The organism is [Lactobacillus] rogosae (genome assembly GCA_900112995.1).
Lineage (GTDB): Bacteria > Bacillota > Clostridia > Lachnospirales > Lachnospiraceae > Lachnospira > Lachnospira rogosae.
Map to the genome: position 1 here is coordinate 1 of FONU01000010.1, position 25,569 is coordinate 25,569.

Below are 25,569 nucleotides of genomic sequence, written 5' to 3' on the forward strand. Positions count from 1 at the left end.
ATTATGTGTGCAACTATCCTAAGCTTCCACTTTCCACCTATCAGGTCATCTATAAGATTAAATGGGCAATTATAATTATCTTTTATTTTGGAATAAGTATCTTTCATAAACACCTCCTGAATTAATTCCAATAAAAATATTCTAATAAAAACAAAAAAGCAGTGAGATAGCCAATCTGACATCAGTCGGATTTATGCAAAATGCTACTCACTGTTTAATATCTGTATTATATTTAATTGTATGCTGATTTTTTTCTTTTGTGCTCATTATATCATATGCCCTGCGTTGCTTTTCCACGCATCCGAAGTTTCGAAGAAACTTCTAAGTGACTACGAAGTAGTCATATTATATCATAATTTTTGTGCAGCTTTTAAGCACATATAAAGTTCCGTAAGGAACTTTTAAGATGAGCACTTTTGTGCTCATTATATCATATTCTCAGAATTCTTCCAATTATACAGTTAATTATGAAAATGAGAATATATATCGTTACGATTGTCGAACCTACTGGAGTTGAGGTAAATATTGATATTATTATTCCAAATACTGCCCCAAATACTGAAAGGATTGCTGAGTATATTATAACTGATTTGAAGCTTGTCATTACTCTCATCGCTGACAAGGCCGGAAATACTAAGAGGGCTGTTATAAGCAGTGAGCCTACGAGGTTCATTGCAAGCACGATTATTACTGCTGTTATAACTGCTATCATAAGATTGTATACATTAGTATTTTTGCCCATTGAGCGTGTAAAATTCTCATCAAATGTCACTGAGAATATTCTGTTATAAAATATTATAAAAAATGCAACGACTACAAGTGAGGCTATTACACACATAATAACTTCTAAGCCTGTAAGTGTAAGGATTGATGTCGAACCAAAAAGTGTGGAACACACATCTCCTGATACATTTGAGGATACTGAGAACACATTTAATATAAGGTAACCAACTGCCATTGAGCCTACTGAAAGCATAGCTATTGCTGCATCACCCTTTAATTTCGTGTTAGTTCCTGTTCTAAGAAGCAATATCGCACACACTATTGTTACAGGCATAATGAATATATTTACATTAGCAATCTTTAACACTGTAGCTATTGCAAGTGCACCAAATGCAACGTGTGACAAGCCATCTCCTATGAAGGAAAATCTCTTTAACACAAGTGTCACGCCAAGAAGTGATGAGCATAAAGAGATAAGCACGCCTACGATAAGCGCATATCTTACAAATGGATATGACATATAAAACTGAAATTCCTGTATAAAGCCACTCATTACTCCTCATCTCCTTCCATCTGTCCAAATACATTGGCTTTGTCGCTTTGCATAAATTCTTTCTTAGTACCATAAAAGCTGTCTTTACTGTCGAGATAAAGAATATGTGTCGCATATGATACCGACTGAAGGTCGTGGGACACCATAATTACTGTTATTCCTTTATCGTTAAGCTTCTTTAATAGCTCGTAAAATTCTGCTGTCACCTTAGGGTCTAAACCTGTAACAGGCTCATCTAAAAGTATTACCTTGGAAGTTGCACAGAGTGCTCTTGCAAGTAAGACCCTCTGCTGTTGTCCGCCTGAAAGATTGCGGTAACATTTTTTCTTAAGGTCTGTAATATCAAGCTCTCTCATCTTCTCAATTGCAAGACTTTTCTCTTTCTTTCCGTAAAATGGCTTAAATCCGCTTCCTGCAAGTGTTCCTGACAGAACAACTTCCCATACAGTAGCCGGAAAATCCTTCTGTACAACTGTCTGCTGTGGAAGATAACCTATCTCATAATCCTTAAGGCCATCACCATATTCTATCCTTCCTGATACTTTATCTATAAGGTTAAGCAGTGTCTTTATAAGTGTACTTTTTCCAGCTCCATTTTCACCAAGCACACATAAATAATCACCTTTATTGACCTTGAAATTAAGACCTGATACAACTGCCTTGCCCTCATATCCCAAAGCCAAATTCTCACATTCTATATATGACATTTTCTTTTCCTTTCTCAATTCCTATTTATCAATTGTTATTGATAAACATTCTCATAGTAAGTATAATAAACACAAAAATTATCGTTCACGTCTGACATTAAAATCTATTGTAAAGCCTGTTTTAATACGACAAGGTTATTACTCATAACATTCAGATATGTATAATCTGCATCATCTGTCCCTGCCGACTGCATCGAATCCATAGTAAGTATCTGCTGGTTCTTCTGGCTTGTATTGCCCTTAATAGTGTTAGCTATTCTTTTATCAGAACCATCAATTACAAGTATGCTTCCTGTTCCTATCTCGTCTATCTTGCCAGAAAGAAATGTAACTGTCTTAAAACTTGCCTCTGTTTCTGCTGAACAGCCTGCAAATGCGGCATAATAATCAATTCCGTAATCATCAACAAGATACCTGAATGGAAATCTGTCGCCAAATATAACTGTCTTAAGCCTTGAATTCTCACATACATTTTCATAATCACTATCAAGTCCGGCAAGCTGATTTATATACGCATCAGCGTTATCCTGGTATAACTGCGAATTATCTTTATCCAAATCCTTGACTATATCCGCAAGATACTGTGTTAATACAGCCGCATTTTTTAATGAAAGCCATATATGCTCGTCATATTCAATATCCTCGTCTGTGTGACTGTGCCCTGCCTCCAAACTGTGGTCGTCTGCGTGATTATCTTCGCTATGGTCATCGTTGTTGTCACCTGCCGTATATTCATCTGCGTGGTCATCTGCTGTATGGTCATCACTATGCTCATCTGCGTGGTCATCACTGTGGTCGTCTGCACTATGGGAATGTGTGTGTGTATGCCTGAACTGGAAACGGCTTTCCTGCATACCTTCTATTACCTCTTCCTCTTTAGTCCTGTCGCTTATAAGCTCCATCATATTGACTTTTATCATATCATTATTCTTAGTTTCCCTTACCGCATCAAGAACCCACGCATCAGACTCGCCTCCGACATACACAAACACGTCTGCTGATGAAATCTTAGTCATATCCTTAGCTGAAGGCTGGTAACTGTGTAAATCCACTCCACCATTAATAAGAAGTGTCAGCCTGAATTTATCGGAATTATCACCTATTATCTGACCTAGCCAGTCGTACTGTGGGAATGTTGTACACACAATGCTTATCCTGTCATCATCATACCCTGTATCTGATGAACAGCCTGTTAATAACAGCATTGAAAATGTACCAATCAGAAAAACAGTACTCATAAATAATGCTTTTATTCTTTTTCCTGCCATTTTTATATCTATATTAAAATGCTTATTCTGCATATTATCTTTACTCCATTCTAACCCTGCTCATCTTTGCAATTCCTGCAAAGACCGCTTAAAGTTGAGCCATTACATTCAAGTGTAAATCCATATTGTTTCATAAGATTTTTTCTTATTTCGTCCATAAATGCACAGTCAAGGTGCATAACCTTTCCACACTTACGGCACTGCATATGAAGATGTGCATCACAATTATTATGTTCATCTGATATTCTATAATAATAATTACCACTGCTTGCTGTCTTAAAACGCACAAGCACTCCATTATCTGTCATTCTGTCGAGCGTACGGTACACTGTTGACTGGTTTACATCTACATTGTTGCTTTCAAGGTAATGATATACGTCAGCCACGCAGAAGCTCTTGTCTTTCTGGAGTGAAAGATATTGTTCGATTTCCTGGGTAGCTTTGGTGTGGTATGTTTTGGGCATTATGTATAGCTCCTTTCTTGTGAGGGAGGGCATTAATTGCTAATTTACTTTAATGGCTTCCCTTTTTATAAAAAATGCGAAATGCATTGTAATTTGCATTAAATTTGCAAATCATTTGCATTTCGCATATTATCATTTAACTATAGTTCTGTCAATATGTTTATATTTATTTAACAATATTTACTGGCAAAGAAGTAAACTCTCTCATTCCTGCCAATAATGTAGATTAGGATGGGGAGCCGCCGACACTTAAGCGCAAGCGTGTCGCCGTTGCCTGTGCCAGCTCTCCCCAATCCCTCACAACCTACATTCCTCTCTCCCAATTGCCCAATCAAATATTTTTTATCATATTCTTACAACTATTATAAGTTATAACAAAATACCCTCCATATATCAAAAGTATAAACACTCCGGTCATTATTATTGACTGTACCATATATTCCGTACCAAGCAGTTCCATCACCATATAGCTTACCCTCATTCCGAATATTGAGTGTATTATTGCAAGTGACATTGGTATTCCAAAGAATATCACTGTCTGCTTTAATACTGCGTGATTGATTTTGCTATTGTCTGTTCCAAGATTTTTAAGTATCTTATATCTGCCAAGATTGTCGGCACTTTCTGACAGTTCTTTTAATGCAAGTATTGCCGCTCCTGATATAAGGAATATAAGTCCAATGTACAATGCTATAAATGCTATCATAGCACCAAGTCCCATTGAATTCTCTTTTACTGAAATAAGCGTATTAATATCCATTATAATACCTTCTTTACCAGCACCATTCGCTATCTTTACAATCTTTTTATCAACTGCCTCACGTTCATCACCCTCTGGTATATTATAATTACCAATATAATATTCACCTGTTGGAAGCATTGTTTCAAGTACTTCGTCTGGCACAACCACAATTCCTATATTTATATGGTTAGATGACATCTGGACAAAACCATCCGAACAACGATTATATTTTGGCTTTAACAATTCCCCATTTAAAGCAATCTTTACTCCCTTATCTAAGGCTTTGTTTCGCACTTCTGCCATCGACTTAAAGTCTGCAACAATTATATATTCATCAGAACTAAGACTGTATTGTTCATTACCATACAGAGCTGCCACCTTGTTATAATCACTAAGTTTCATAATATCTTCAGAATAATATGCATCAAAATATGATGAATCAATATTATCTGCGATATCCGGATTATCAGCCTTCGCTGCTTCTGTATTTCCTAAAGTATCATTAATTGTAAGTTCACTTGTATTGTATACATACACATCTACTATATCTTTAAGAATATCTTCAAGGTCAATATCTTTTCTCTTATAATAATCTTTAATCAATTCTGCCTCATCATCTGAATAAAGTTCCTTCTCTATCTGCACATCTGCTGGTGATAGCATATCAATATTGTGTACAAGTGAATTACGCACTGTAAGTCCGCTTGATAATACGCATATTGTTATAAACATCATAAGGCATATAACTGTCATTGCGAACACGTTGCTGTTCATACGGCTGCTCATCTGACGGAACACAAAGCTGTTAAGCCCCTTATAGTACACCTTTTTCATAGAATGTACTGCTGAGAACATAATTCCTGATAATGACCAGAAGAATAAAAATGTGCCTGCACAGCCCATCACTATATATTTGGCAAGGTCAGTAACTAACTCAAGATTCCTGCTATCTGATACCTTATAGTAGGCAAATGCAAGCAGTACAACTGATATTATCCATACAACTGCACATATATATGGATTTTTGTTAGTTGCTTTTTCTGCCTTTCTGCTTCCTGTAAGAAGGTCTATAAGCTTATATTTGTTAATGCAGAACATATTAAAGAGTATTACGATAACATATATAATTGCAAAATATATCAATGTCTTTACAAATGCCTGCTGAGAAAATACAAATCTGTATTTCTCAATGTTAACCCCAAACATATTGGCAACAAATATACTTGTAACCTGTGAAAGTCCTATTCCTGCCACAAGTCCTATTCCTAACGATATAACACCTATAATCAGTGTTTCAAGAAACAGTATAAGTGATATTTTCCTTTTTCCCATTCCAAGAAGAATGTATAATGCAAATTCCTTTTTTCTCTTCTTCATAAGGAAATTACTTGCATATATAACAAGAAATCCAAGTATAAATGCAACAAATACACTTACTCCCGAAAGTGTTGTATTAATAAGCTTTACTATCTCTCTTGTGTCTTCTGATATTTTAAGCATAGTTGTCTGTGTTTCGATTGCATTAAAAAGATAAAATATCGCAACACCGAGTATTAACGTGAAGAAATATACTGCATAATCCTTCAGGCTTTTTTTCATATTAGAAAATGATAGTTTAAAGAGCATCGCCCGCGTCACCTCCCAATAATGAAACAACATCTATTATCTTGTTAAATAAGGTCTTCCTGTCATCAGCGCCACGGTTAAGCTCGTGGAATATCTTACCATCCTTGATAAATATAATTCTGCTTGCATAACTTGCAGTAAATGAGTCGTGTGTTACCATAAGTATTGTCGCCTGCAATTCCCTGTTAAGCATATTAAACCTTTCAAGAAGAAGCTTAGCAGCTCTTGAGTCAAGAGCTCCTGTCGGCTCATCGGCAAGCACCAGACTTGGACTTGTTATAATTGCCCTTGCAGAAGCAACTCTCTGTTTCTGTCCACCTGACATCTGGTAGGGATATTTATTTAATATCTCTGTTATATCAAGCTGTTCTGCTACATTTTTTACTGCCCTGTCAATTACCTCAGGAGAATCATTTCTGATTGACAATGCAAGTGCAATATTCTCATATGCTGTAAGTGTGTCCAGAAGATTAAAATCCTGAAATATAAATCCCAGCTTATCTCTTCTGAATCTGTTAAGAGCACTTCCTTTAAGCTGTGTGATATTATTGCCGTCTACATATATATTGCCACTTGTAACCTTATCAATTGTAGATATGCAGTTAAGAAGTGTTGTCTTACCGCTTCCCGAAGCACCCATAATAGCAACGAATTCACCCTTATTTACATCAAACGATATGTCATCTATCGCTTTAGTCAGGTTATTCCTGCTGCCATAGTATTTCTCTACATTTTGAATTCTCAAAATATTCTCACTCATATAAAATCCTCCATTTCTGTATACGAAACCTCTAAGGCTCATATCTGCCAATCACTTGACTTCCTCTACATTGTAATAAGGATTTTGTTATCTGTCGTAATTCTAATATTACGCAATGTTACATTTTTGTAATATTAGCTTTCTATAATATTAACTTTTTAAATATCAGTTTTCTATAATATCAACTTTGTGTAATATCAGTCTTTTCAATATTAACCGGGTTGTAATAGCTGTCCCCGTAAAATATTATTTCAACCTCTGTATATTCTCCCTCAATTGACTTTATCTCTATATTATGTCCAAGCTTGCCACACATATTTTTAGCAATATACAAGCCCATTCCTGTTGATTTGGCGTTATTTCTTCCGTTAGAACCTGTATAAGATTTAATGAATACTTTATCTATATCTTTAGCTGGTATTCCAATTCCGTTATCCTTTATATGAAGCACAGCCTGCCCCACTTTGTCTGTGCCACTGTCCTGTCTTTGCTCTGAATATACTTCGATATAAGCCTCTCCTGATGTCTTTTTGTATTTAATACTGTTGCTTATAATCTGGTTGACTATGAATTCAAGCCATTTGGCATCAGTATTAACATAAGTATCTATGTCGTGGACATTAAGACTTATGTTGTTGCTTAATATTATGTCTTTATTCTTAACTGCTGTCTTGTTAATAATTGTTTTGAGATTAACTTTTCCAAATGAGTAGTCTTTCTCTGCATTTTCTGACCTCACATAATAAAGTACCTTGTCTGCATAATCATCAAGCCTGTTAAGCTGTGTAATAAATTTCTTATCTATATGCTCTTTGTCATTGTGGCACATAAGCGTAAGGCTTGCTATTGGAAGCTTTATCTCGTGAACCCACATTTCTATGAAATCTTTAAAATCCTGCTGTCCCCTCTCGTACTGGTTAATATGCTCAATCATAGATTTATTAATGTCATACATCGCTGTATACACAAGGTTTCCCTCATAGAATTCCGGCTCATCCAGTGTTTCAATAACAAGATATTTCTTATCAATCCTCTGTGTATTATCAATAAGACTGTTATAGAAATTCCGTTTTCTGCAAAAATCCCATATGAACATTATAATAAAAAATATGGCTGCAAGTACAGCCATAAGTGCCGCCATCTGTACTCCGAAGTTAAATGCACACAGAAGCCCACATATAAGTATTATATATACAATAATAAGTATAATTTTAAACAACTCATCTTTTATATATTCTTTTAATTTCATACAAGACAATACCCCTGTTTCTTTCTTGTTTCTATCGCATCTTCGTATCCGAAATCCGAAAGCTTCGCTCTTAACCTGCTTATATTAACAGTGAGTGCATTATCATTAATATATTCCTCGTTATCCCACAGTGCCGTCATAAGTTCATCTCTTGATACAATCTTTCCTATATTGTTAAGCAGACTTAAGAATATTATCATCTCATTCTTGGTAAGCACGAGCTCTTTCTCCCCACGGCTTAATGTTCCTTTCGCAGTATTAACAGCTGCTTGCCTATACTGGTATATTCCCTTCTCACCTGTATCTGCCTCACTGCTGTCCTGCTTTCTTGTCCTCTTTATTACAGCAGATATTCTAAGCATAAGTATTGTCGGGTTATATGGCTTGGTTATATAATCATCTGCCCCATAGCTCATTGACAGCACCTCATCACTCTCTGATGTTCTACTCGTCACCATAATTACCGGTATATCCGCCTCTTTTCTTAACTTTCTTAATACAAGCTCTCCATTAAGCTCTGGAATGTTAATATCCAGAAGCACAAGATCTGGCTTTGATTTTATAATCTGTCCTGCCGTATCTGAAAATGTACTTATATATTCTGCCTCATATCCTTCATTACGCAAAAGTTCAATAAGCTCATTTCGTAATACCTCATCATCCTCAACAACTAATATCCTGCTCATTATTCTTCTCCATTTCCGCTCACATTTCTGCCACGCTTATGTCACACTTATATGTGGCTTTTACCTGCTTTAAAAATGTAATAAATAATCCCTGCCGCATCTGCTAAGAACCAGCCGATAGGAATAGCCACCCAAATTCCAATAACCCCGATTGCTGATATTCCAGATAAAGTGTATGCAAGCACAACTCTTGTTCCAAGTGATATCACTGTAAGCACAACTGACATCATCGGCTTATTGATTGCCCTGTAATAGCCATACAGCATAAATAATATTCCAATTCCTATATAAAATGTTCCCTCTATTCTAAGATACACAGCTCCCGCATTAATTACTTCCACGCTTGAATTATCAACAAATATACCCATAAATGTGTCTGCAAATCCACATACAACTGCACTTATGCACATGCAGAATATAATAACGCTTACTACTGACTGCTTTATTCCTTTCTTAATACGCTGTCTCTGCCCTGCCCCGTAATTCTGTGCAACAAATACTGAAAACGCATTTCCAAAATCCTGTACCGGCATATATGCTATGGTATCTATCTTTACAGCCACTGCAAATGCTGCCATAATCACTGTACCAAAACTGTTTACTATTCCCTGTACGCATAATATTCCAAAATTCATAACTGACTGCTGAAGACAGGTAAAGCCTGATAAAGAAAATATATTCGTTATATTCTCTTTATTAAACTGCATATCATCTTTATGTATCCTGTATTCAGGATAAGCCGCAATCATATATATAAATATTCCTATTCCAGATATATACTGTGCTATCACTGTTGCTGCTGCCGCACCCTTAATTCCCATATTAAAACCTGCCACAAACAATATATCTAAAAATATATTAAGCACAACAGACACTGATAGAAATACAAGGGGAACTACCGAGTTGCCAATTCCCCTTAATATATTAGACACATAATTATATATGTATATTGCAATAAAACCTATAAACACATATATAAGATACTCTTTCATATCTCCGGCAATTTCATACGGAACCTGCAAAAGTAATATAATCTTATCAACTAATATATAGAACAATGCCATAATCACAACAGCAATTGCACCTATCATAGATGATGATAAGAATATTCCATTACGGATAGCCTTAACATCTTTTCTGCCATATGCCATAGACACAAATGAACTGCTGCCAAGACACAAGCCTATAATTACTGATGTAAGAAATGTCATAAGCGTATATGACGAACCTACTGCCGCCAGTGCATTATCACCTACATATCGTCCAACAACCCACGTATCTACAAGATTGTAAAGCTGCTGTAATACATTTCCTAACATAAGAGGAAGTGCAAATCCCCATAAGCCTCTCGTTATATTTCCTTTTGTCAAATCCGTACTTCTTGCCATAATACTGCTCCTTAAGTAATTCTCTTGTAAAAAAGACTTCTTAAATAATAGTTACCAGAAATTAAGCTTTAAAATTATTATTCAAGATTTAATTTCTTATCGAGTATATATATTGAGGCAACCACAAACGCAATAAACATAACTACTGACACCACAACCGAACCTGTCATAATATGTCCGAATTCTTCAAACGTAAATGCCACATCACTTCCCGTTACAGATTCCTTAATCATCTCTTCAAACATATTACCATTCCCCTTTATTGGCGTAAGTAAAAGCACAATAACATTCAATATCTGTCCAACAATATACACTGCAATATATGTTACAAATGAGAATGCATCCCTGTTGCCATTGGCTGTATATCCCATACACATACAGAAAAAGAACATTGCATACATATATATCCCTGACAATATAATCAATATAATCATCAATGTACAGAAGCTGCCTTTATATCCTAACACATTTAACTGCTCATTAATACTCTCTGGCACTCTCCATATCCAGTCCACCCTTGCAATTGATATACATACAGAAACAATAATCACTACAAAATTAACAAGATATATAATATATCCTGATATAAGCTTGCATACATATATAAGCCATACAGGAACTGGAAGTGTGTGGGTAAGATAGCCCTCATCTTTTAACGTGCTTCTTCTAAAATATAATATCACAAATACTATGCTTACAATAAATAAAACTACGCATACAATTACATAAACTGCTATCATAACCGGATATGCCACTGGTGTAATGCCATTATCCGGAACATATTCTGACAACATATGTAATGCCCAGCACCCAAATGCTGCAAGTAATGTAACTATATATAATGCAATGTGTTTTTTAAATAATTCTTTCAAATCATATTTTATTAATCTGCCTGCTGTTAATAACATACGAACACCTCCCTGAATAAAGCGTCAACACTCTTATTGTATTTGGTTCTTATATCATCAACTGACTCCTTAAGATATACCTCGCCCTGTTTTATAAATACAACCTCGTCAAGAACATTTTCTATATCACTGATAAGATGTGTTGTTATAACAACTGTCGCATCTTCATTATAATTGCTTATTATTGTTCGTAAAATGTAGTCTCTTGCCGCAGGGTCAACACCTCCCATAGGCTCATCTAAAAGATACAGCTTTGCTTCCCTGCTCATAACAAGCACTATCTGCACCTTTTCCCTTGTTCCTTTAGAAAGTGACTTTATCTTATCCTGCTCATTAATTCCGAACTTCTCAAGCATATCAAGTGCTTTCTGCTTGGAAAAATCCTCATAGAAATCCGCAAAATAATCAACTGCTTCCTTTACCTTCATAGATGGATTAAGGTATGTTCTTTCTGGAAGATATGACACTATCTTCTTAGTATTGACACCAACCAGATACCCATTAATTGTAATCTGTCCTGACGTTGGCTTAAGCACGCCTGCCATCATCTTAATAAGTGTACTCTTGCCACTTCCGTTAGGACCTAATATTCCTACAATCCTGCCACTTTCCAGGGAAAGTGACAGATTATTCATAACCTTTTTCTTGCCGTAGCATTTACCTAATTCTTTAATCTCCACCAAATTGCTCATATATCCTCCATTCCAAGATAAATTAAAGCACTGTTATAATTTCCCTGTTATAACTTTTATTCCTCTATACGGCTGATATATTCCTTATACTCTGCAATTGCTTCTTCTGGAGTAAAACCTATCTTTTTCATTCCATTATAGAAGCTCTCACAAAGCTCCAGAGCCATATCCTGCTTTAACCTGTCTATCTGTTTACCTCTGTCTGCAACGAATCTTCCAGATGTTCTCTGTGATTCAAGATAGCCTTCTCTTTCAAGCTCTGATAAAGCCTTCTGCATTGTGTTAGGATTAACTCCTGCCTCCAATGCCAGCTCCCTCACCGGCGGAATCTTATCGCCAACCTCAAGCTTTCCGCTGGCTATCTGAACTTTAAAATGCTCCATTATTTGCAGATATATAGGGACATCGTTACTAAAGTTCCAACTCATAACTTATTCCTCCTGCTTATAATCAATATTGATAATTCCCATATGGTAGTAATGCATAAACAATATATGCGCCTTACATTGTATTATTGTATTACTCTATTAGTACAATAATACACAGTTAATAAAATGTCAATATATTTATTTATCATCTCTGTGCTCTCCGCCCCACTTGCACATTGCAACAAGAACCGGTACTAAAGACTTTCCTCTTTCTGACAGGCTGTACTCTACTTTTGGTGGAATTTGAGGATACTCTTTTCTTACAATAAGCCTGTCCGCCTCCATCTCCTTTAATGTGGCACTAAGTGTCTTATGTGATATATTTCCCATACATCTTTTAATCTCACTATACCTCATAACCTCCTTATGATTAGCCAGCCAGTACATAATCACAAGCTTATACTTCCCACTTATAAGCGACAAAGTATACCCAAAATCCGTATCACCAATCCCCTCCCCCGTCTGACAACACAAACTACACATCTCTTTCATAAATCCAACTCCTTCCTAAGTTATCAAAAAACTAAGCGGCTGTCCTTTAGCCGCTTAGTACCGCTACGGTTTCAAGTAGCGAGAGCGTGCCCAGCGGTAATACAACACGTCCTCCACAACGTCCGTCCTCCATTACCCCTCCGCCAGAATTTTTTCACTCCACACCAACCTAAAGGAAAGTATATAACCTAAATGTGCGTACTTCCCATTTATATAATTATAGGTTATATTCTAAATTGTAACAAGAATTATTATACAACCACACCTATTAGATGTACCCTATTCATCAGATTGGAGGATTATGAAATTTAGTATTGAAGAACTTCGCCCGACAAGAAATGGTATGACTATCTCAAGAGATTCCAAGCTTGGCAATTCTACCAAAGTAACTTACTTCTCTATGGGAAAGGATACTTCCATAAGTCAGGAAAGCTATGACAGAATGACTATGTATATTGGAGCTTCTGGCTGGGGAGAATTCATTATTGGAGAAGAACCTAAGACTATTAAATTACAGCCAGATGAACTACTTATTGTACCTGCTGGTACATTATGCGGAATGCAGACATCTAACGGAATTGTGTATACAGAGATTATATGTACAGGAAAGGATATTAATATGAACGCTAACGTAAAAACTAATGAAGTATTTGCACTTAAGAACCTTATATCTTACGAAGAAGGCAGTATTGCCAATATGGATGTTGTAAGCACTCCTGATATGAAGTATGTGCTTATGGCATTTGACGAAGGAACAGGTCTTACACCTCACAGAGCACCTGGTAATGCTATCGTATTTGCACTTGAAGGCAAGGCAACTATAGGATATGAAGGTAAAGATTATGAGCTTTCAGAAGGTGAATGTTTCCGTTTTGAAAAAAATGGACTTCATAGTGTGACAGCTAATGGAAAGTTTAAGATGGCGCTTTTACTTGTGTTAGAGTAATTCCAAAAAGCAGTGATGAATGACGGACAGCTATTACTAACGGACGTTGCGAGGCTCTGCTATATTACCGCTGGGCACGCTCCCGCTACTTGAAACCGCAGCGGATACTAAGCGGCTAAAGGACAGCCGCTAAGTACCGGCGGCTTCAACAGTACCCAGCTTGCAATATAGCATAGGCTCACAACTTGGTGCAGATTGTTGTGACGTGTGGACACTGTTCTTTGTAGATGAACTCTGTAGAGTGTTATGACTATATCGTATATTATTCGCTTTGGTATGATATTTAAAAATGCTCCTTTCCAGATGATTGGTGAATTGGGATTTACCTGTTAGCTGGATGGGAGCATTTTTTCATATCTTATATTGGCTTTTGTTTCTTACTACTTACCTGTTGGTTTGGCTTTCTTGTGCTTTATTATTATTATTGTGGCAAGAAGTATTATGGCTATAGCGGCGGCTATGTAGTAGATTATTTTGTTGGAGCTCTTGTGTATAAGGGCAAAATCGGCTTCGTATGGGATTACGGCTGTTATGTAACTGCCGTTCTTTTTCGCGTCTGCTTTGACCCAGTTGTTGCCGTCTTTATCTACATACCATATTTCATTGCTGCCATCACTATCTTCTACAAGAAAATGCCCTGTAACAGTATCCTGCTGGCTTGTGTGAGAGCTTAATATCTGCCAGCTATAAGCATATACTACATCTCCTGACAGACCGCTTATGTCACAAGTCCTGGTTACAAGCTTGTCATCGTTGTAGAACTTACCTTCTGCAAGGAATAATATTTTGCCATCTGCATTTTTCTCATTAGATGCAAGACTTTCTGTCCAGAGGTGATATTCTGCCTCAACAACTTTATTCTGTGTTATAGGACTTACTGTAATATCTGCCGGCCATTCGCCATAATATCCGTCTTTCTTTGGTATTGATGGCAGGTCTGATGTTGTAATATTGCCATTGTAGGCTATTACCTTAGTTCCAGCAACGTAATCATCAGCTTTAAATGTTATTGTTATCTGATGAAAGCCTTCTGGAATATTATCAAGTGACATAACATAATCATAAGTCACCTTATCAGCAATACCGCTATAATTAATATCATCTATGCCGCCTAAAATGTCACTCACAAATATGTTATTTCTTACGCTTCCTTCTGAATCAGTAGTTCCGGCAATCACACCTTTTTTCTCACCATCACCGCTGATTGTTGCAATGGACACATTATTCTTAACTGTGTATCCCTGTCCGCATATTCCACCTGCATAACTGTCACTTTCAACATTGCAAAGGCTGTAATTATCTGATACTGAACTGACACTGTTACCAGCTATTCCACCTGCGTAATCACCAGTTTCAGACTTAACACTTCCATAGCCCTCGCAGCCATATATAAGTCCTAATTCCTGCAAACCAGTTATTCCGCCTGCACAATCTTTTCTGGAAGTAACCTCTCCATAATTAACACAGTATATTACTATGTCATTGACTGTTGAACGGAGCTTGACATTTGTTGAACTTCTTAAATCCAGATCATACTCAGGGTCTACATCATATTCAATGTTCATAGTTCCTGTTATTCCACCTACATTAAGGTCACCGTATACAGTTCCCCTGTTCACTGATTTAGTTATAACACCGTCTGTATTCTTTGCATTTTCCGCCGTGGAAATATCTTCTATATGACTGTCATCACTTGTAACAAGCTGTGCTGTATCATTCACTGTACTTCCTATATTGTTAATCTGTGAAGAAATGGTATTGATACTGTCAGAAATATTCTGTATCTGTTCATCAAGAACATTTACAATACCTTGAATATCTCCTGTAATATTGCCTGTTCCAAGCTGGTCTGACACATCTTTTACAAAGTCTTCTGCTGTATCACTCGAATCTGCCATTGTGTTACTGATGTCCTTAAGATTATCATTAATGATATCCCACTGCTCATCGATAGCATCTTTCTGGGAGTCTGATAAAATTTTATCATCCCCCTGAATGTCTTTTATCTTATTAAGTGCATTATTAATATTGTCAAAATACTCTCTTGTATCAGGGTTATCCTGCATAGAGTCAGATACTTCTTTTAAAGAGTCCGATAATACATCTGCATCTTCCTTATACTGGTTAGTAATGCTTTCTGCATAATCTCTTGTCTTAGATGAAGCACTGCTCATTGAATCTGACAAGCTGTTTAATGTATTGCTTATATTATTAACAGAGCCCTGAATTGTATCAATTCTGTCCTGTAAATATTCAGACTCTATATAAGGCTCTGCCTGTCCGACAATACCGCCGACATCTTTTCTGCCGTATATATCGCCTTCGTTGGTACAGTTAAGTATCTTTCCATTCTGGCTTCCTGCTATACCACCAACATTATAACCTGTATGGTTATATCCAATTGTTCCATAATTTGTACACGATGAAATAACACCAGATGAATTACCTGCTATTCCACCCATATCGTTACGGTCTACAACGTGCTGTGTAATATTAAATGTTCCAACATCAACTCCACCGACATCAAGTGATGAAGCTAATTCATCTGTATTAACGCGGCTTCTTGATACACATTCACTTATAAGTCCTTCATTCTTGCCAGCTATTCCACCTGTCTGGTTAGTTGCTGTAACAACAGCATCACTAAGACAGTTAGTTATATTAGCACCCGGCTTATTAATTCCTGCAATCGCACCTACATATGTTGTACCATTGACTTTTCCATAAAATGTGCAGTTAGTTATTGTACCATAATTAACACCGGCAATTCCTCCTATATTCTTCTGTGAACCAGATGTATTAACGCTTCCTGATACACTAAAATTGCATACATAAGCATTTTCTCCAAGGTAACGGAAAAAGCCATAATCTGAACCCTTATAATCGACATTAAAGCTTCTTATAGTATGGTTAGCACCATCAAATGTTCCATCAAAATATGGTATTCCATTAAAATCTGTATTAGATAAATTGATATCTGTAGCAAGTCTTACTGTCCTGCCCCTGCTGTAACTGTCATATTTACAGTTATTGGCAAATTCAATAAGTTCCCTGGCACTGGAAATTACTATAACATCACTGTCAGCTTCCTCTGCCTGTACCACATATGGAATAATATTTCCAAATGCCGCAAAGATAATGAGCAGTGACAGCATTACTGCAAGTATTTTATTAAATTTTGTATTAAGCTTTACCATTACTGCTCATCTCCTTTCTCTGTATTATCATATGTAACCTGTCCCTGACGTCCTGGAATTACTGAATCAACTGATACCTTCATCTGTCCCTGGAATGTTCCCTGTATGTCAGCATCAATCTCACCCTGTACATAACCTTTGACGTGTCCTGTAACTCTTACCCTGCCGGCAACTTCTTTCTGTGGTCTTGCAATATTCATTGTAAGAGCTGTCTTTTCAATAATTATATCTCCAAGTAAAAGTATCTGTGGAAGCACGAATAATACAAGGATAATTGATATTAATGTACCTCGTCCAAGTGCAACACCTATTGAAGCAACTGTCGCATCAGAGGCAATCTCACCTATAAGGAAGCCTGCACAAGTAAGAATTGAACCTGATGTAAATATTGTTGGGAATGACTGGTTAAGTGTCTCAATCATTGCATCTTTAAGCTGCATTTCCTTCTTTAACTGCAAATACCTGTTAGATATAACAATCGCATAATCGATTGTAGCACCCATCTGTATTGCTGATACAATCAGGTATGCAATAAAGAATACTGTCTGTCCCTGTAATGCCGGTACAGCAAAGTTAACCCATATACTTCCCTGAATAGTAAGAACAAGAAGCACTGGAAGTCCTGCTGACTGGAATGTAAAGAACAGAATTATCATAACAAAAAGTGCAGTAAGTACGCTTATAATAATATTATCTGATGCAAATGATGACTCAAGATCGTGGTCACTTGTAGAATTACCAACAAGGACTACATTATCTGTGCCATAATACTGAGCTGCAATACCACGGATTTCTTCCAATGCATCATATGTTTCCTGACCTTCTACCGGAAGTGAAAGGTTAAGCACAAATCTTGAATAACCGCTTCCCTGAAGCTGTAGCTGGGCATCGTGAAGCGTATCATATAATGTATTAAGCTTATCGTCCAGCTCACTATCTAATGTTACATAACCTTCCCTATACTGGTCATAAAGGAATAAGAACATATCAATAATAGGAACCTCATAATCATTAACTCCTGTAAATACAGGACCATACTGCTCATGATTATAAGCATATGCCATATAAAGCACATCAACTACTTCCCTGTCTATATCAATCAATTCAGCAAATTGTCTAGGATTTAACTTATCCGTAAGCACATAATCATCATTAATTGACACATTTGCAAGACCAAGTGTTGATGTAACATAGCTTAGATTATCTAATTTGCCTAACACTCTCTTCTCTGACTCATAATCGCCCTTTGGCACCATAACAACTAACTGGTTGCTCTTGCCAAATGTATCCTCTATTCTTTCTTCTGCTATCTTAGCATTACTCTTTTTCGCACTCACAATTGAGCTTGTATCATAAATATACTGGCAGTTATTTGAAAATATAGCTGCTGCTATAAGAAATACTATAAATAAAGGTGGAATTATATATTTGGTCTTATTAGCAAATTTACCAACAATTGTAATCTTTGGCACATAACATTTGTGATGTGTATTATCAATTCCCTTGGCAAATATAAGCAGCACTCCCGGCATAAGAAAGAATACTGATATAAGACTTATAATAATGGCCTTAACCAATATAATACCCATATCATAACCAAGCCTGAACTGCATAAACATCATTGCAACCATACCTGATACAGTTGTAAGTGATGATGAACTAATCTCTGGAATAGCCTTTGAGAGTGCAACCTTTACCGCTTCTTCTGCATTAAGCGTTTCGTGCTCCTCCATAAATCTGTCGCAGAGAATAATCGCATAGTCAATAGCCAGTGCAAGCTGTAACACTACTGCTATCGAGTTGGTGATAGACGAAATAGTACCGAACCAGTAATTAGTTCCCATATTAAGAATTGCCGCAACACCAAATGTTATGAGTAATACTGGAATTTGCAGATATGCCTTTGTTGAAAGCATTAACACAACTACTATAATAATTACTGCCAGTACAAGAATAATGTTCATATCCTTTGACAGTGATTCCGCACTATCTTCTTCCGAACCAACCTCCGTTGAAACATATACGTCATAATCTGATAACGTATCCTTGACATCATTCAATGCCTGTTTGCTTATATCCTCATCTTCCGTTCCATCAAATGTAATATCAAACAAAGCATCTGTACCTTTATAATGGTCTGATGAGTCATCAAATGTTACCTGCTTAACTCCATCAATGTCCTCAAGTTCGCTTACAAGCTCGTCTGCCTGATTATAGGTGACATTGGTAAGCATAACCTTAGCACTGCCATATGTAACAAACTGTTCGTCCATAATAGACAATCCCTGTCTTGTCTCACTATCGGCTGGCAGGTATGATGTAATATCCTGATTGACCTGTACTTTATTGATAGATAACACACTATAAATAATCGCAAGAATAAAAAGAATTTCTATTGCTTTACGTTTATTCACAATAAATGTGGCTGCCGTAAGCCAAAAATTACCCTTTTGCTTTTCTTCTTTTTCCTTCATAAATTCTTCTGTACATATAATTCACTAAATATCCTAATAATCTTCAATAAACTTTAATTATTAATCAGTTTCTTAAATGTACCGTCCTTTCTTCATTTTGCTTATTGTGTTTATAAACATAGTGTTGATTATTTTTATAGAATAATTATAATTATCATATAATATTTGCTCAATAATCAGTTTTGCACAAAGTGTTGATTAATAGACATTGTGTTGATATATGTCAATTAATTAAGAAAGATTTAAGAAAGGGTAATATATGGAAAATAATATAGACAGACGTGTAATGAGAACTAAAACACTGCTTATTCACAGCCTTTCCACTCTGATGAAACAAAAAAACATCAAAGACATAACTGTAAAGGAATTATGTGAACTGGCAGATATTAACAGGGGCACGTTTTATCTGCATTACAAAGATATATACGATATGCTCGCCTCTATAGAACAGGAGCTTAGCGACAAGTTCATACAGATATTTCAAAAATATAATGCCAGGAATACAAAGGATTTTCCTTATCCTTTATTCTTAGATATATTTGAATTTGTAAGCGATAATGCCGAACTTTTCCGCGTGCTTATAGGTCCTAATGGTGACATTTCATTTATTATGAAAATACACCAGCTTTATAATATGTACTGCATACAGACCGAAATCAGTAAATTATCGCCTGAACTTTCAATTAACTGTAAATATTACGGTAATTTTATACTTTACGGCTGTGTCGGTCTTATCGAACAGTGGCTCTCAAGCGATAATCCTGAGTCCCCACGCGAAATGGCTAAGCTTGTAACCAAGCTTGTATCAACTGGAGTTTTATCTTTAATAAAATAAATACTTAAAAGGTCTTCTTCTGTAATCAGAAAAAGACCTTTTATTCTTAGTACTCACGAATTCTTCTTTTCTTTCTCAGTCATAACTATTTCGCCCACGTAAGCTCTTCATTATCACTATTGTAATTAAATCTGCCATCGTTCTTTTCTTCAATAGCTTTTATCATATGATAAGTGTACTCATTATATGGTGTAGGAATTCCAAGCTCTTTTCCCATTCTCATTAATGCACCTGAAAACATATCTATCTCCGTATGTCTTTTGGCATCGATATCCTGCAATGTTGAATATCTCGCTGTTGGAAGGACTGCACTGCCCCTGCCGGAAGAACCCTCAACAATGCTTATGTCAATTCCTTTTGCTGCTGCAACTGCCTCAAGCTCCTTACGAAGACCTTCACTGATTGCCTTCATATGAACACTATCCCTGTAACATCCAACACCTGCCCCAAGAATAGCCTGCGGAAGATTATTGCACACATTAAGTCGGAACTTACACCATATCTCCTCTTTAATATGCTTTGTTACCCGAAAATGTATATTACCTCTTTCAAACAGTTCCTTAACCATACGTACTCTTTCACTGTCAAATGGTGCGTTAAGCTCTCCATATATAATTCCAAGAGTTGTGTCTGGATTAAATACATAACCCTGTCCTTCTTTATGTGATGAAGCTACCTTGATAAGTGAATACAGCATATGTGAAGAACCTATCTTACCAGCAATAATCTCCTCACTGTCCACGCCATTCATAAGGCTCATAACTGTAGTATTATCACCAGTTGCAGCTTTTATATCATCAAGTGCCGCTGGAAGTGCTCCGTATTTTAATGATACTATCAATAAATCAACACCTTTGGCTTCGTCAGGTGTCCATACTTCTGGACGGTATACATTACCATTAATCTTACAGCCATCAGCCTTAAGCTTTTGATTTCTCTCACCTGAGGCTATAACTCCAAGCTTTATATCCTTAACATCTGAAAGTCCCCATATAACATAAGAACCTACCGCACCTGCACCTATAATTCCAACTGACTTAATTGACATAACAACCAACTCCTGCTTTATTACTCACTATAATTCTTATTTACATAGTCTTTAATCTCATTGCTGTCCTCTGGCATTCTACAGCCGACAATATAATTACCCTCATCATTAGAACATCTTATTATACAGCCCTGTATTTCTTTGTCTTTAATAACATCGAAATTATCAATCTCGATAACAATATTCTTACCCTTCATATTTTCAAACGATGAGTCATTAACTGAAAAAGCAAAACCATTAGCACTAATATTAACCATGTGTCCATAATATGTTATATCTGTACCATCAACGCTTATTGTACACTTATTGTCAAGTGGCATTCTTGGATACTTTCTTCTGTTATATACCTGTGGGTTAGTATCAATAGTAAGCTTGAACTGTCCCTTTTCTCCTGCCTTGACATTATGTATTGCTATACCATTCCAGCAATATAATACATTATCTACAACAGCGTTAAATGAACACTTAAGATTTCTTCTCTTATCATCAAATGCTGCTCTGTTATTAATATTTATGTATACATTATTGTCTTTTCTGTCAACAACTTCACCTGTGTATTCTTCCTTGGCATTAGTCTGGTCTTCAATAACCATTCTGAACTTCATACCGCTCTTTATATCGGAAACATTCATAAATCCACCGATACCAAGTTCTTCCATAAGTTCGCCGACAACAGACTCAATATCCGTTGCACTCTTGGCACTTGCTTCATATTTGCTAAGCATCGTCTTAGTTGTCTGTTCTGCATTATTAATGCTCTCTGTCATTATCTGCATTATTTCGCCAACCTGATTCATATTAGCAGTAAGTGTCTCATTAGAATTCTCAACCTGCTTAACTGCACTGTCAACAACCTTTATATTATCACCAAGGCTTGTTGCATCACTCGTTATATCTGATACTGACTTATTAACTGTTGATACCTTCTCAATGTTAAGCTGTATAAGTTCAACTGTTTCTGTAATTGATTGAAGCATTTCATCTGATGTAGCCTCAAGATGTGAAAGTGCTTCCATAATACTGTTAGAAGAGTCTTGAGTTCCACTGCTTAAGCTTCTTATCTGGTCAGCAACAACAGCAAAGCCCTTTCCTGCTTCTCCTGCTCTTGCCGCCTCTATTGAAGCATTAAGTGCAAGAAGATTAGTCTGTGAAGTAATTCCTTCAATAGTACTTGTCTCCTGCTTAACATTTTCAAATTCCTTCTTAAATGTTTCAAGAATAGTCTCAATCTTGCTTGATAATGCTGACATTCTGTTAGTAATTTCAACAACCTCTGTAAGCTCATCAGCACTTAAGTCAGCATGTTCAACTGACTTCTCAATAAGCTTTGAGAATTCCTCCATAAGATCTGATACATCTTTCACCTGAGTATCAATAACCTTAGTCATCTCTATTGATGAAACTGTCTTATCATTAAGGATACCATTGTTCTTTGCAAGTGTTCCCATATCCTTAACTACATTGTTAGCACCCTGTTTATTCTCATCTGCAAGTTCTCTTACAACTGTAACACCATCAACAATTGAATTACTTGCATCTTTAACCTGCTCAACTGTCTGTACAACCTGTGCCAGCTCCGATTCAATCGACCCCGTCAGTGCACCATCTGACTCAACCAGATGTCTTATCGCCATATTAGTACAAGCAAAACAACATAATACAATCGCAAACTGAAGTGCACACTCCTCACTTGCAACAAAATCCATCATTCCCTTAGCCACACCTTTGTAAATATTACTGCTGATTAATACAAACAATGTAAACCACATAATCATCTTTATAAACTTAGGATCTTTGTACAATATAAGAATTGATAATAATGGAAGAATAAATATATAAGAAATCTTATCGAGTGCTGTCCATGCTATAACAGCGTAGAATAAAAGATAACATATACCTAATACCCATTTGTACTCTTTAGCTGCCTTACCCTTAATCATAGATACTATATATCCTGTTATGTAAGTAACCCAGCCTACTACTGTAAATGCTATAAAATATCCCCTTGCAATTTCCCCATTCTTTGTCTTGATACCATAATATATGGTCGCAATAAAAATAAGAGCAAGCCAGGTTATACCTGCTCTTTTGTTGGCTTTCGCCCTGAAAAATGATTCATCATACTCCTGCATATGCATTGTCCTTTCACTGATGTTAGTTTATCATTGATTTCTATATTCTATTGTCGTCACAAATACTTAAATGATGTTTTTATAATACCACATTTTTATCTATATTCATAGTACATTATTGCTTTCACAATTTATATTTTATAATTAGTTGTTGACAGACAATTTGTCCATATACTATTATATTAACAAAGGGAGTAGTTAGCATCTTTAGATGTAATAATAATCGTCATCACGCTGCAAGGCCGGTTATTATTAGTGAGTAACGAGACTTTTATCAATCATTTTTTTGATGTGGTAAAAGGCTTTTTTTGTATAAAGATTAATAAATGTTTCTTTTGCCGCAGGAAAGGACTTAATATGGAATATTTATTACTACTCATTGGATTCGTGCTGTTAATCAAAGGAGCTGACTTTTTCGTAGATGGTAGCTCGTCACTTGCAAGAATTATGAAGGTACCAAGCGTTATTATAGGACTGACGATTGTTGCTATGGGAACAAGTGCCCCGGAAGCTTCTGTAAGTGTTAATGCCGCACTCGCTGGAAGCAACGATATTGCAATAAGCAATGTTATAGGTTCTAACCTTTTTAATGGTCTTGTCGTTGTCGGTGTATGTGCATTTATGGCTGGATTTAAGACTAATCCTGAGATTTTAAAAAGAGATATGCCACTTAACATTATTGTAACAGCAATTCTTTGCATTATGCTTCTTGACAGACATATTAACCATATTGAGGGAATAATCTTACTCATCAGTATGGCTGTATACATTGCAGTTATGGTTATATCAGCACTTAAAAACCGTGAAACTGCTGATGAATGTAAAATACTTTCTCTGCCTAAGAGTCTTATATTTATCATAGGCGGACTTATTGCTGTAATATTTGGTGGAACACTTGTTGTTGATAATGCCTGTCTTATCGCTAAAGATTTCGGTGTCAGTGAGAATTTTATAGGACTTACAATAATCGCTATTGGTACATCACTTCCTGAACTTGTTACCTCTATCACAGCGACACGAAAAGGCGACAGCGGACTTGCACTCGGTAATGCCATAGGCTCTAACCTTTTTAATATACTATTCATATTAGGAATGTCTGCAACAATCTGCCCGCTGAATGTATTATCAGAGTCAATTATCGACTGTATAATACTTCTTGTGTCAGCAGTCATTCTTTATGTATTTGCAAGAACCAAAAAGACTATGAACAGATGGGAGGGAATTGTATGCGTGTTTCTATATGTAGGATACACGGCATATCTTTTAATAAGATAATACCTGTCATTATCTCCTACTCTTCCATAATCATCTTTTTTAATTCTTTTGCCGCTGAATTTAAAGGATGCTGGTAATCATATACCATACACACATTTCTTTCAGGAATCGTTTCTTTTAACGATATCTTTACAATTTCACGCTTGCTAAGGGCTTCCTGTGCCATAAGTTCAGGCACGAAGCCCAGACCAAGCTCATTTTTCACAAGTGGGAGTATCTGGTCTGTTGTAGCTACCTCAGTATCTGGCAGTAATTCAATTCCATTTTTATAGAATAATTCATTATAGAACTGAAATGTCATTGTTTCCCTGCCAAGACATATCAAAGGATAATTCTTTAACTCATTTAATGATAATTCCTGACTTCCCAATGCAGTAAACGTAGTACCTCCTACAAGAATTTCTTTAAATGTCTTTAACATTATCTGCTTAAGAGGTGCTTCTACATTGACAGGTGAAGATGCAACAGCGAAATCTATAATTCCCGATCTTACAGCTTCTATTGCCTGCGGTGTCGAATGGTTATATATTTTAAGACGTATTCCCGGATATTTAATATGGAACTTTTTAAGCTTATCTAACAAGAATATATTAAGTGCTGTCTCACTTGCACCAATTGATACGCTTCCTGTTGTAAGGCTTGAGCTGTCAGATAATTCTTCCTCTGCTTCTAATAACTGGCTCATCGCAACGGATACGTGTGTATACAACTTCTCACCCTCAGGAGTAAGCTGAATTCCCCTGTTATTTCTTATAAATAACGAACAGCCAAGCTGCTGTTCAAGACAATTCATAGCCCTTGTTATATTCGGCTGGCTGTTACCTAATGCGTGTGCAGCTTTAGTAAAGTTACTGTATTTGGCTACATAATAAAATATCTTATAATATTCGTAATTAACATTCATATAATCTGACCCTTTCACTAGCTATAAGTATCACAGTTATATCAAATAATAATCAAAACCATATCAATTATA

The 25,569-nt window shown here is 36.2% G+C and carries 21 protein-coding genes; 3 read left to right on the top strand and 18 right to left on the bottom strand.

Annotated features, from left to right (window positions below):
• Positions 1–430 precede the first annotated feature (430 nt).
• From BM157_RS04905 to BM157_RS04965, 13 genes are all read right to left on the bottom strand, one after another.
• Positions 431–1,276: a metal ABC transporter permease gene (locus tag BM157_RS04905; RefSeq protein WP_090140134.1), complete on the bottom strand. Its 846-nt coding sequence runs from the start codon at positions 1,274–1,276 to the stop codon at positions 431–433.
• Complete coding sequence (locus tag BM157_RS04910; protein WP_055174012.1) at positions 1,276–1,983, bottom strand: metal ABC transporter ATP-binding protein; 708 nt, start codon at positions 1,981–1,983, stop codon at positions 1,276–1,278. The genes BM157_RS04905 and BM157_RS04910 overlap by 1 nt, the downstream gene beginning before the upstream one ends.
• Positions 1,984–2,087: 104 nt before the next feature.
• A complete protein-coding gene (locus BM157_RS04915) occupies positions 2,088–3,284 on the bottom strand; it encodes a metal ABC transporter substrate-binding protein (protein ID WP_318255818.1) in 1,197 nt (398 codons plus the stop codon).
• Positions 3,285–3,301: 17 nt separating this feature from the next.
• Complete coding sequence (locus BM157_RS04920) at positions 3,302–3,715, bottom strand: Fur family transcriptional regulator (protein ID WP_022501934.1); 414 nt, start codon at positions 3,713–3,715, stop codon at positions 3,302–3,304.
• 331 nt (positions 3,716–4,046) lie between these two features.
• Complete coding sequence (locus BM157_RS04925; RefSeq protein WP_090140138.1) at positions 4,047–6,083, bottom strand: FtsX-like permease family protein; 2,037 nt, start codon at positions 6,081–6,083, stop codon at positions 4,047–4,049.
• Positions 6,073–6,843: an ABC transporter ATP-binding protein gene (locus BM157_RS04930; protein ID WP_055174009.1), complete on the bottom strand. Its 771-nt coding sequence runs from the start codon at positions 6,841–6,843 to the stop codon at positions 6,073–6,075. The genes BM157_RS04925 and BM157_RS04930 overlap by 11 nt, the downstream gene beginning before the upstream one ends.
• A gap of 181 nt (positions 6,844–7,024) precedes the next feature.
• Entirely contained in the window at positions 7,025–8,092 is a 1,068-nt protein-coding gene (locus tag BM157_RS04935; RefSeq protein ID WP_055306216.1) for a sensor histidine kinase, read from the bottom strand.
• On the bottom strand, positions 8,089–8,778 hold the full coding sequence (locus BM157_RS04940; protein WP_090140140.1) for a response regulator transcription factor: 690 nt from the start codon (positions 8,776–8,778) through the stop codon (positions 8,089–8,091). The genes BM157_RS04935 and BM157_RS04940 overlap by 4 nt, the downstream gene beginning before the upstream one ends.
• A 47-nt stretch (positions 8,779–8,825) precedes the next feature.
• Positions 8,826–10,166, bottom strand: a complete 1,341-nt coding sequence (locus BM157_RS04945) for an MATE family efflux transporter (protein ID WP_090140142.1) — start codon at positions 10,164–10,166, stop codon at positions 8,826–8,828.
• Positions 10,167–10,243: 77 nt separating this feature from the next.
• The gene (locus tag BM157_RS04950; protein WP_090140144.1) at positions 10,244–11,074 is read right to left on the bottom strand and encodes a hypothetical protein; all 831 of its coding nucleotides are present in this window, start codon (positions 11,072–11,074) and stop codon (positions 10,244–10,246) included.
• Positions 11,065–11,766, bottom strand: coding sequence for an ABC transporter ATP-binding protein (locus BM157_RS04955; protein ID WP_090140147.1), 702 nt, complete (start codon positions 11,764–11,766; stop codon positions 11,065–11,067). The genes BM157_RS04950 and BM157_RS04955 overlap by 10 nt, the downstream gene beginning before the upstream one ends.
• Positions 11,767–11,822: 56 nt before the next feature.
• Entirely contained in the window at positions 11,823–12,194 is a 372-nt protein-coding gene (locus tag BM157_RS04960; RefSeq protein ID WP_090140149.1) for a GntR family transcriptional regulator, read from the bottom strand.
• Positions 12,195–12,332: 138 nt separating this feature from the next.
• Positions 12,333–12,686 carry a winged helix-turn-helix transcriptional regulator gene (locus tag BM157_RS04965; RefSeq protein WP_242854082.1) on the bottom strand — a complete coding sequence of 118 codons (354 nt, stop codon included), beginning with the start codon at positions 12,684–12,686 and terminating at the stop codon, positions 12,333–12,335.
• A gap of 301 nt (positions 12,687–12,987) precedes the next feature.
• Between BM157_RS04965 and BM157_RS04970 the strand changes: the two genes are divergently transcribed.
• A complete protein-coding gene (locus tag BM157_RS04970; protein WP_090140151.1) occupies positions 12,988–13,632 on the top strand; it encodes a cupin domain-containing protein in 645 nt (214 codons plus the stop codon).
• 380 nt (positions 13,633–14,012) lie between these two features.
• On the opposite strand, the gene BM157_RS04975 is transcribed toward BM157_RS04970, so the two are convergent.
• Together BM157_RS04975 and BM157_RS04980 are read right to left on the bottom strand one after the other, a co-directional pair.
• On the bottom strand, positions 14,013–16,829 hold the full coding sequence (locus BM157_RS04975; RefSeq protein WP_090140153.1) for a GLUG motif-containing protein: 2,817 nt from the start codon (positions 16,827–16,829) through the stop codon (positions 14,013–14,015).
• The gene (locus BM157_RS04980) at positions 16,829–19,303 is read right to left on the bottom strand and encodes an efflux RND transporter permease subunit (RefSeq protein ID WP_090140155.1); all 2,475 of its coding nucleotides are present in this window, start codon (positions 19,301–19,303) and stop codon (positions 16,829–16,831) included. Before BM157_RS04980 ends, BM157_RS04975 begins: the two co-directional genes overlap by 1 nt.
• A 259-nt stretch (positions 19,304–19,562) precedes the next feature.
• Between BM157_RS04980 and BM157_RS04985 the strand changes: the two genes are divergently transcribed.
• Positions 19,563–20,138: a TetR/AcrR family transcriptional regulator gene (locus tag BM157_RS04985; protein ID WP_055306225.1), complete on the top strand. Its 576-nt coding sequence runs from the start codon at positions 19,563–19,565 to the stop codon at positions 20,136–20,138.
• Between the two features lie 85 nt (positions 20,139–20,223).
• On the opposite strand, the gene BM157_RS04990 is transcribed toward BM157_RS04985, so the two are convergent.
• Together BM157_RS04990 and BM157_RS04995 are read right to left on the bottom strand one after the other, a co-directional pair.
• Positions 20,224–21,186: a ketopantoate reductase family protein gene (locus tag BM157_RS04990; RefSeq protein WP_055173999.1), complete on the bottom strand. Its 963-nt coding sequence runs from the start codon at positions 21,184–21,186 to the stop codon at positions 20,224–20,226.
• A 20-nt stretch (positions 21,187–21,206) separates the two neighbouring features.
• The gene (locus BM157_RS04995) at positions 21,207–23,318 is read right to left on the bottom strand and encodes a methyl-accepting chemotaxis protein (protein ID WP_055306227.1); all 2,112 of its coding nucleotides are present in this window, start codon (positions 23,316–23,318) and stop codon (positions 21,207–21,209) included.
• 357 nt (positions 23,319–23,675) lie between these two features.
• Here BM157_RS04995 and BM157_RS05000 point away from each other — a divergent pair, with 357 nt between their 5' ends.
• Positions 23,676–24,593, top strand: a complete 918-nt coding sequence (locus BM157_RS05000) for a calcium/sodium antiporter (protein WP_022501949.1) — start codon at positions 23,676–23,678, stop codon at positions 24,591–24,593.
• Between the two features lie 16 nt (positions 24,594–24,609).
• Here BM157_RS05000 and BM157_RS05005 read toward each other — a convergent pair whose 3' ends face one another.
• Positions 24,610–25,497, bottom strand: a complete 888-nt coding sequence (locus BM157_RS05005; RefSeq protein ID WP_022501950.1) for a LysR family transcriptional regulator — start codon at positions 25,495–25,497, stop codon at positions 24,610–24,612.
• Between the last annotated feature and the right edge of the window lie 72 nt (positions 25,498–25,569).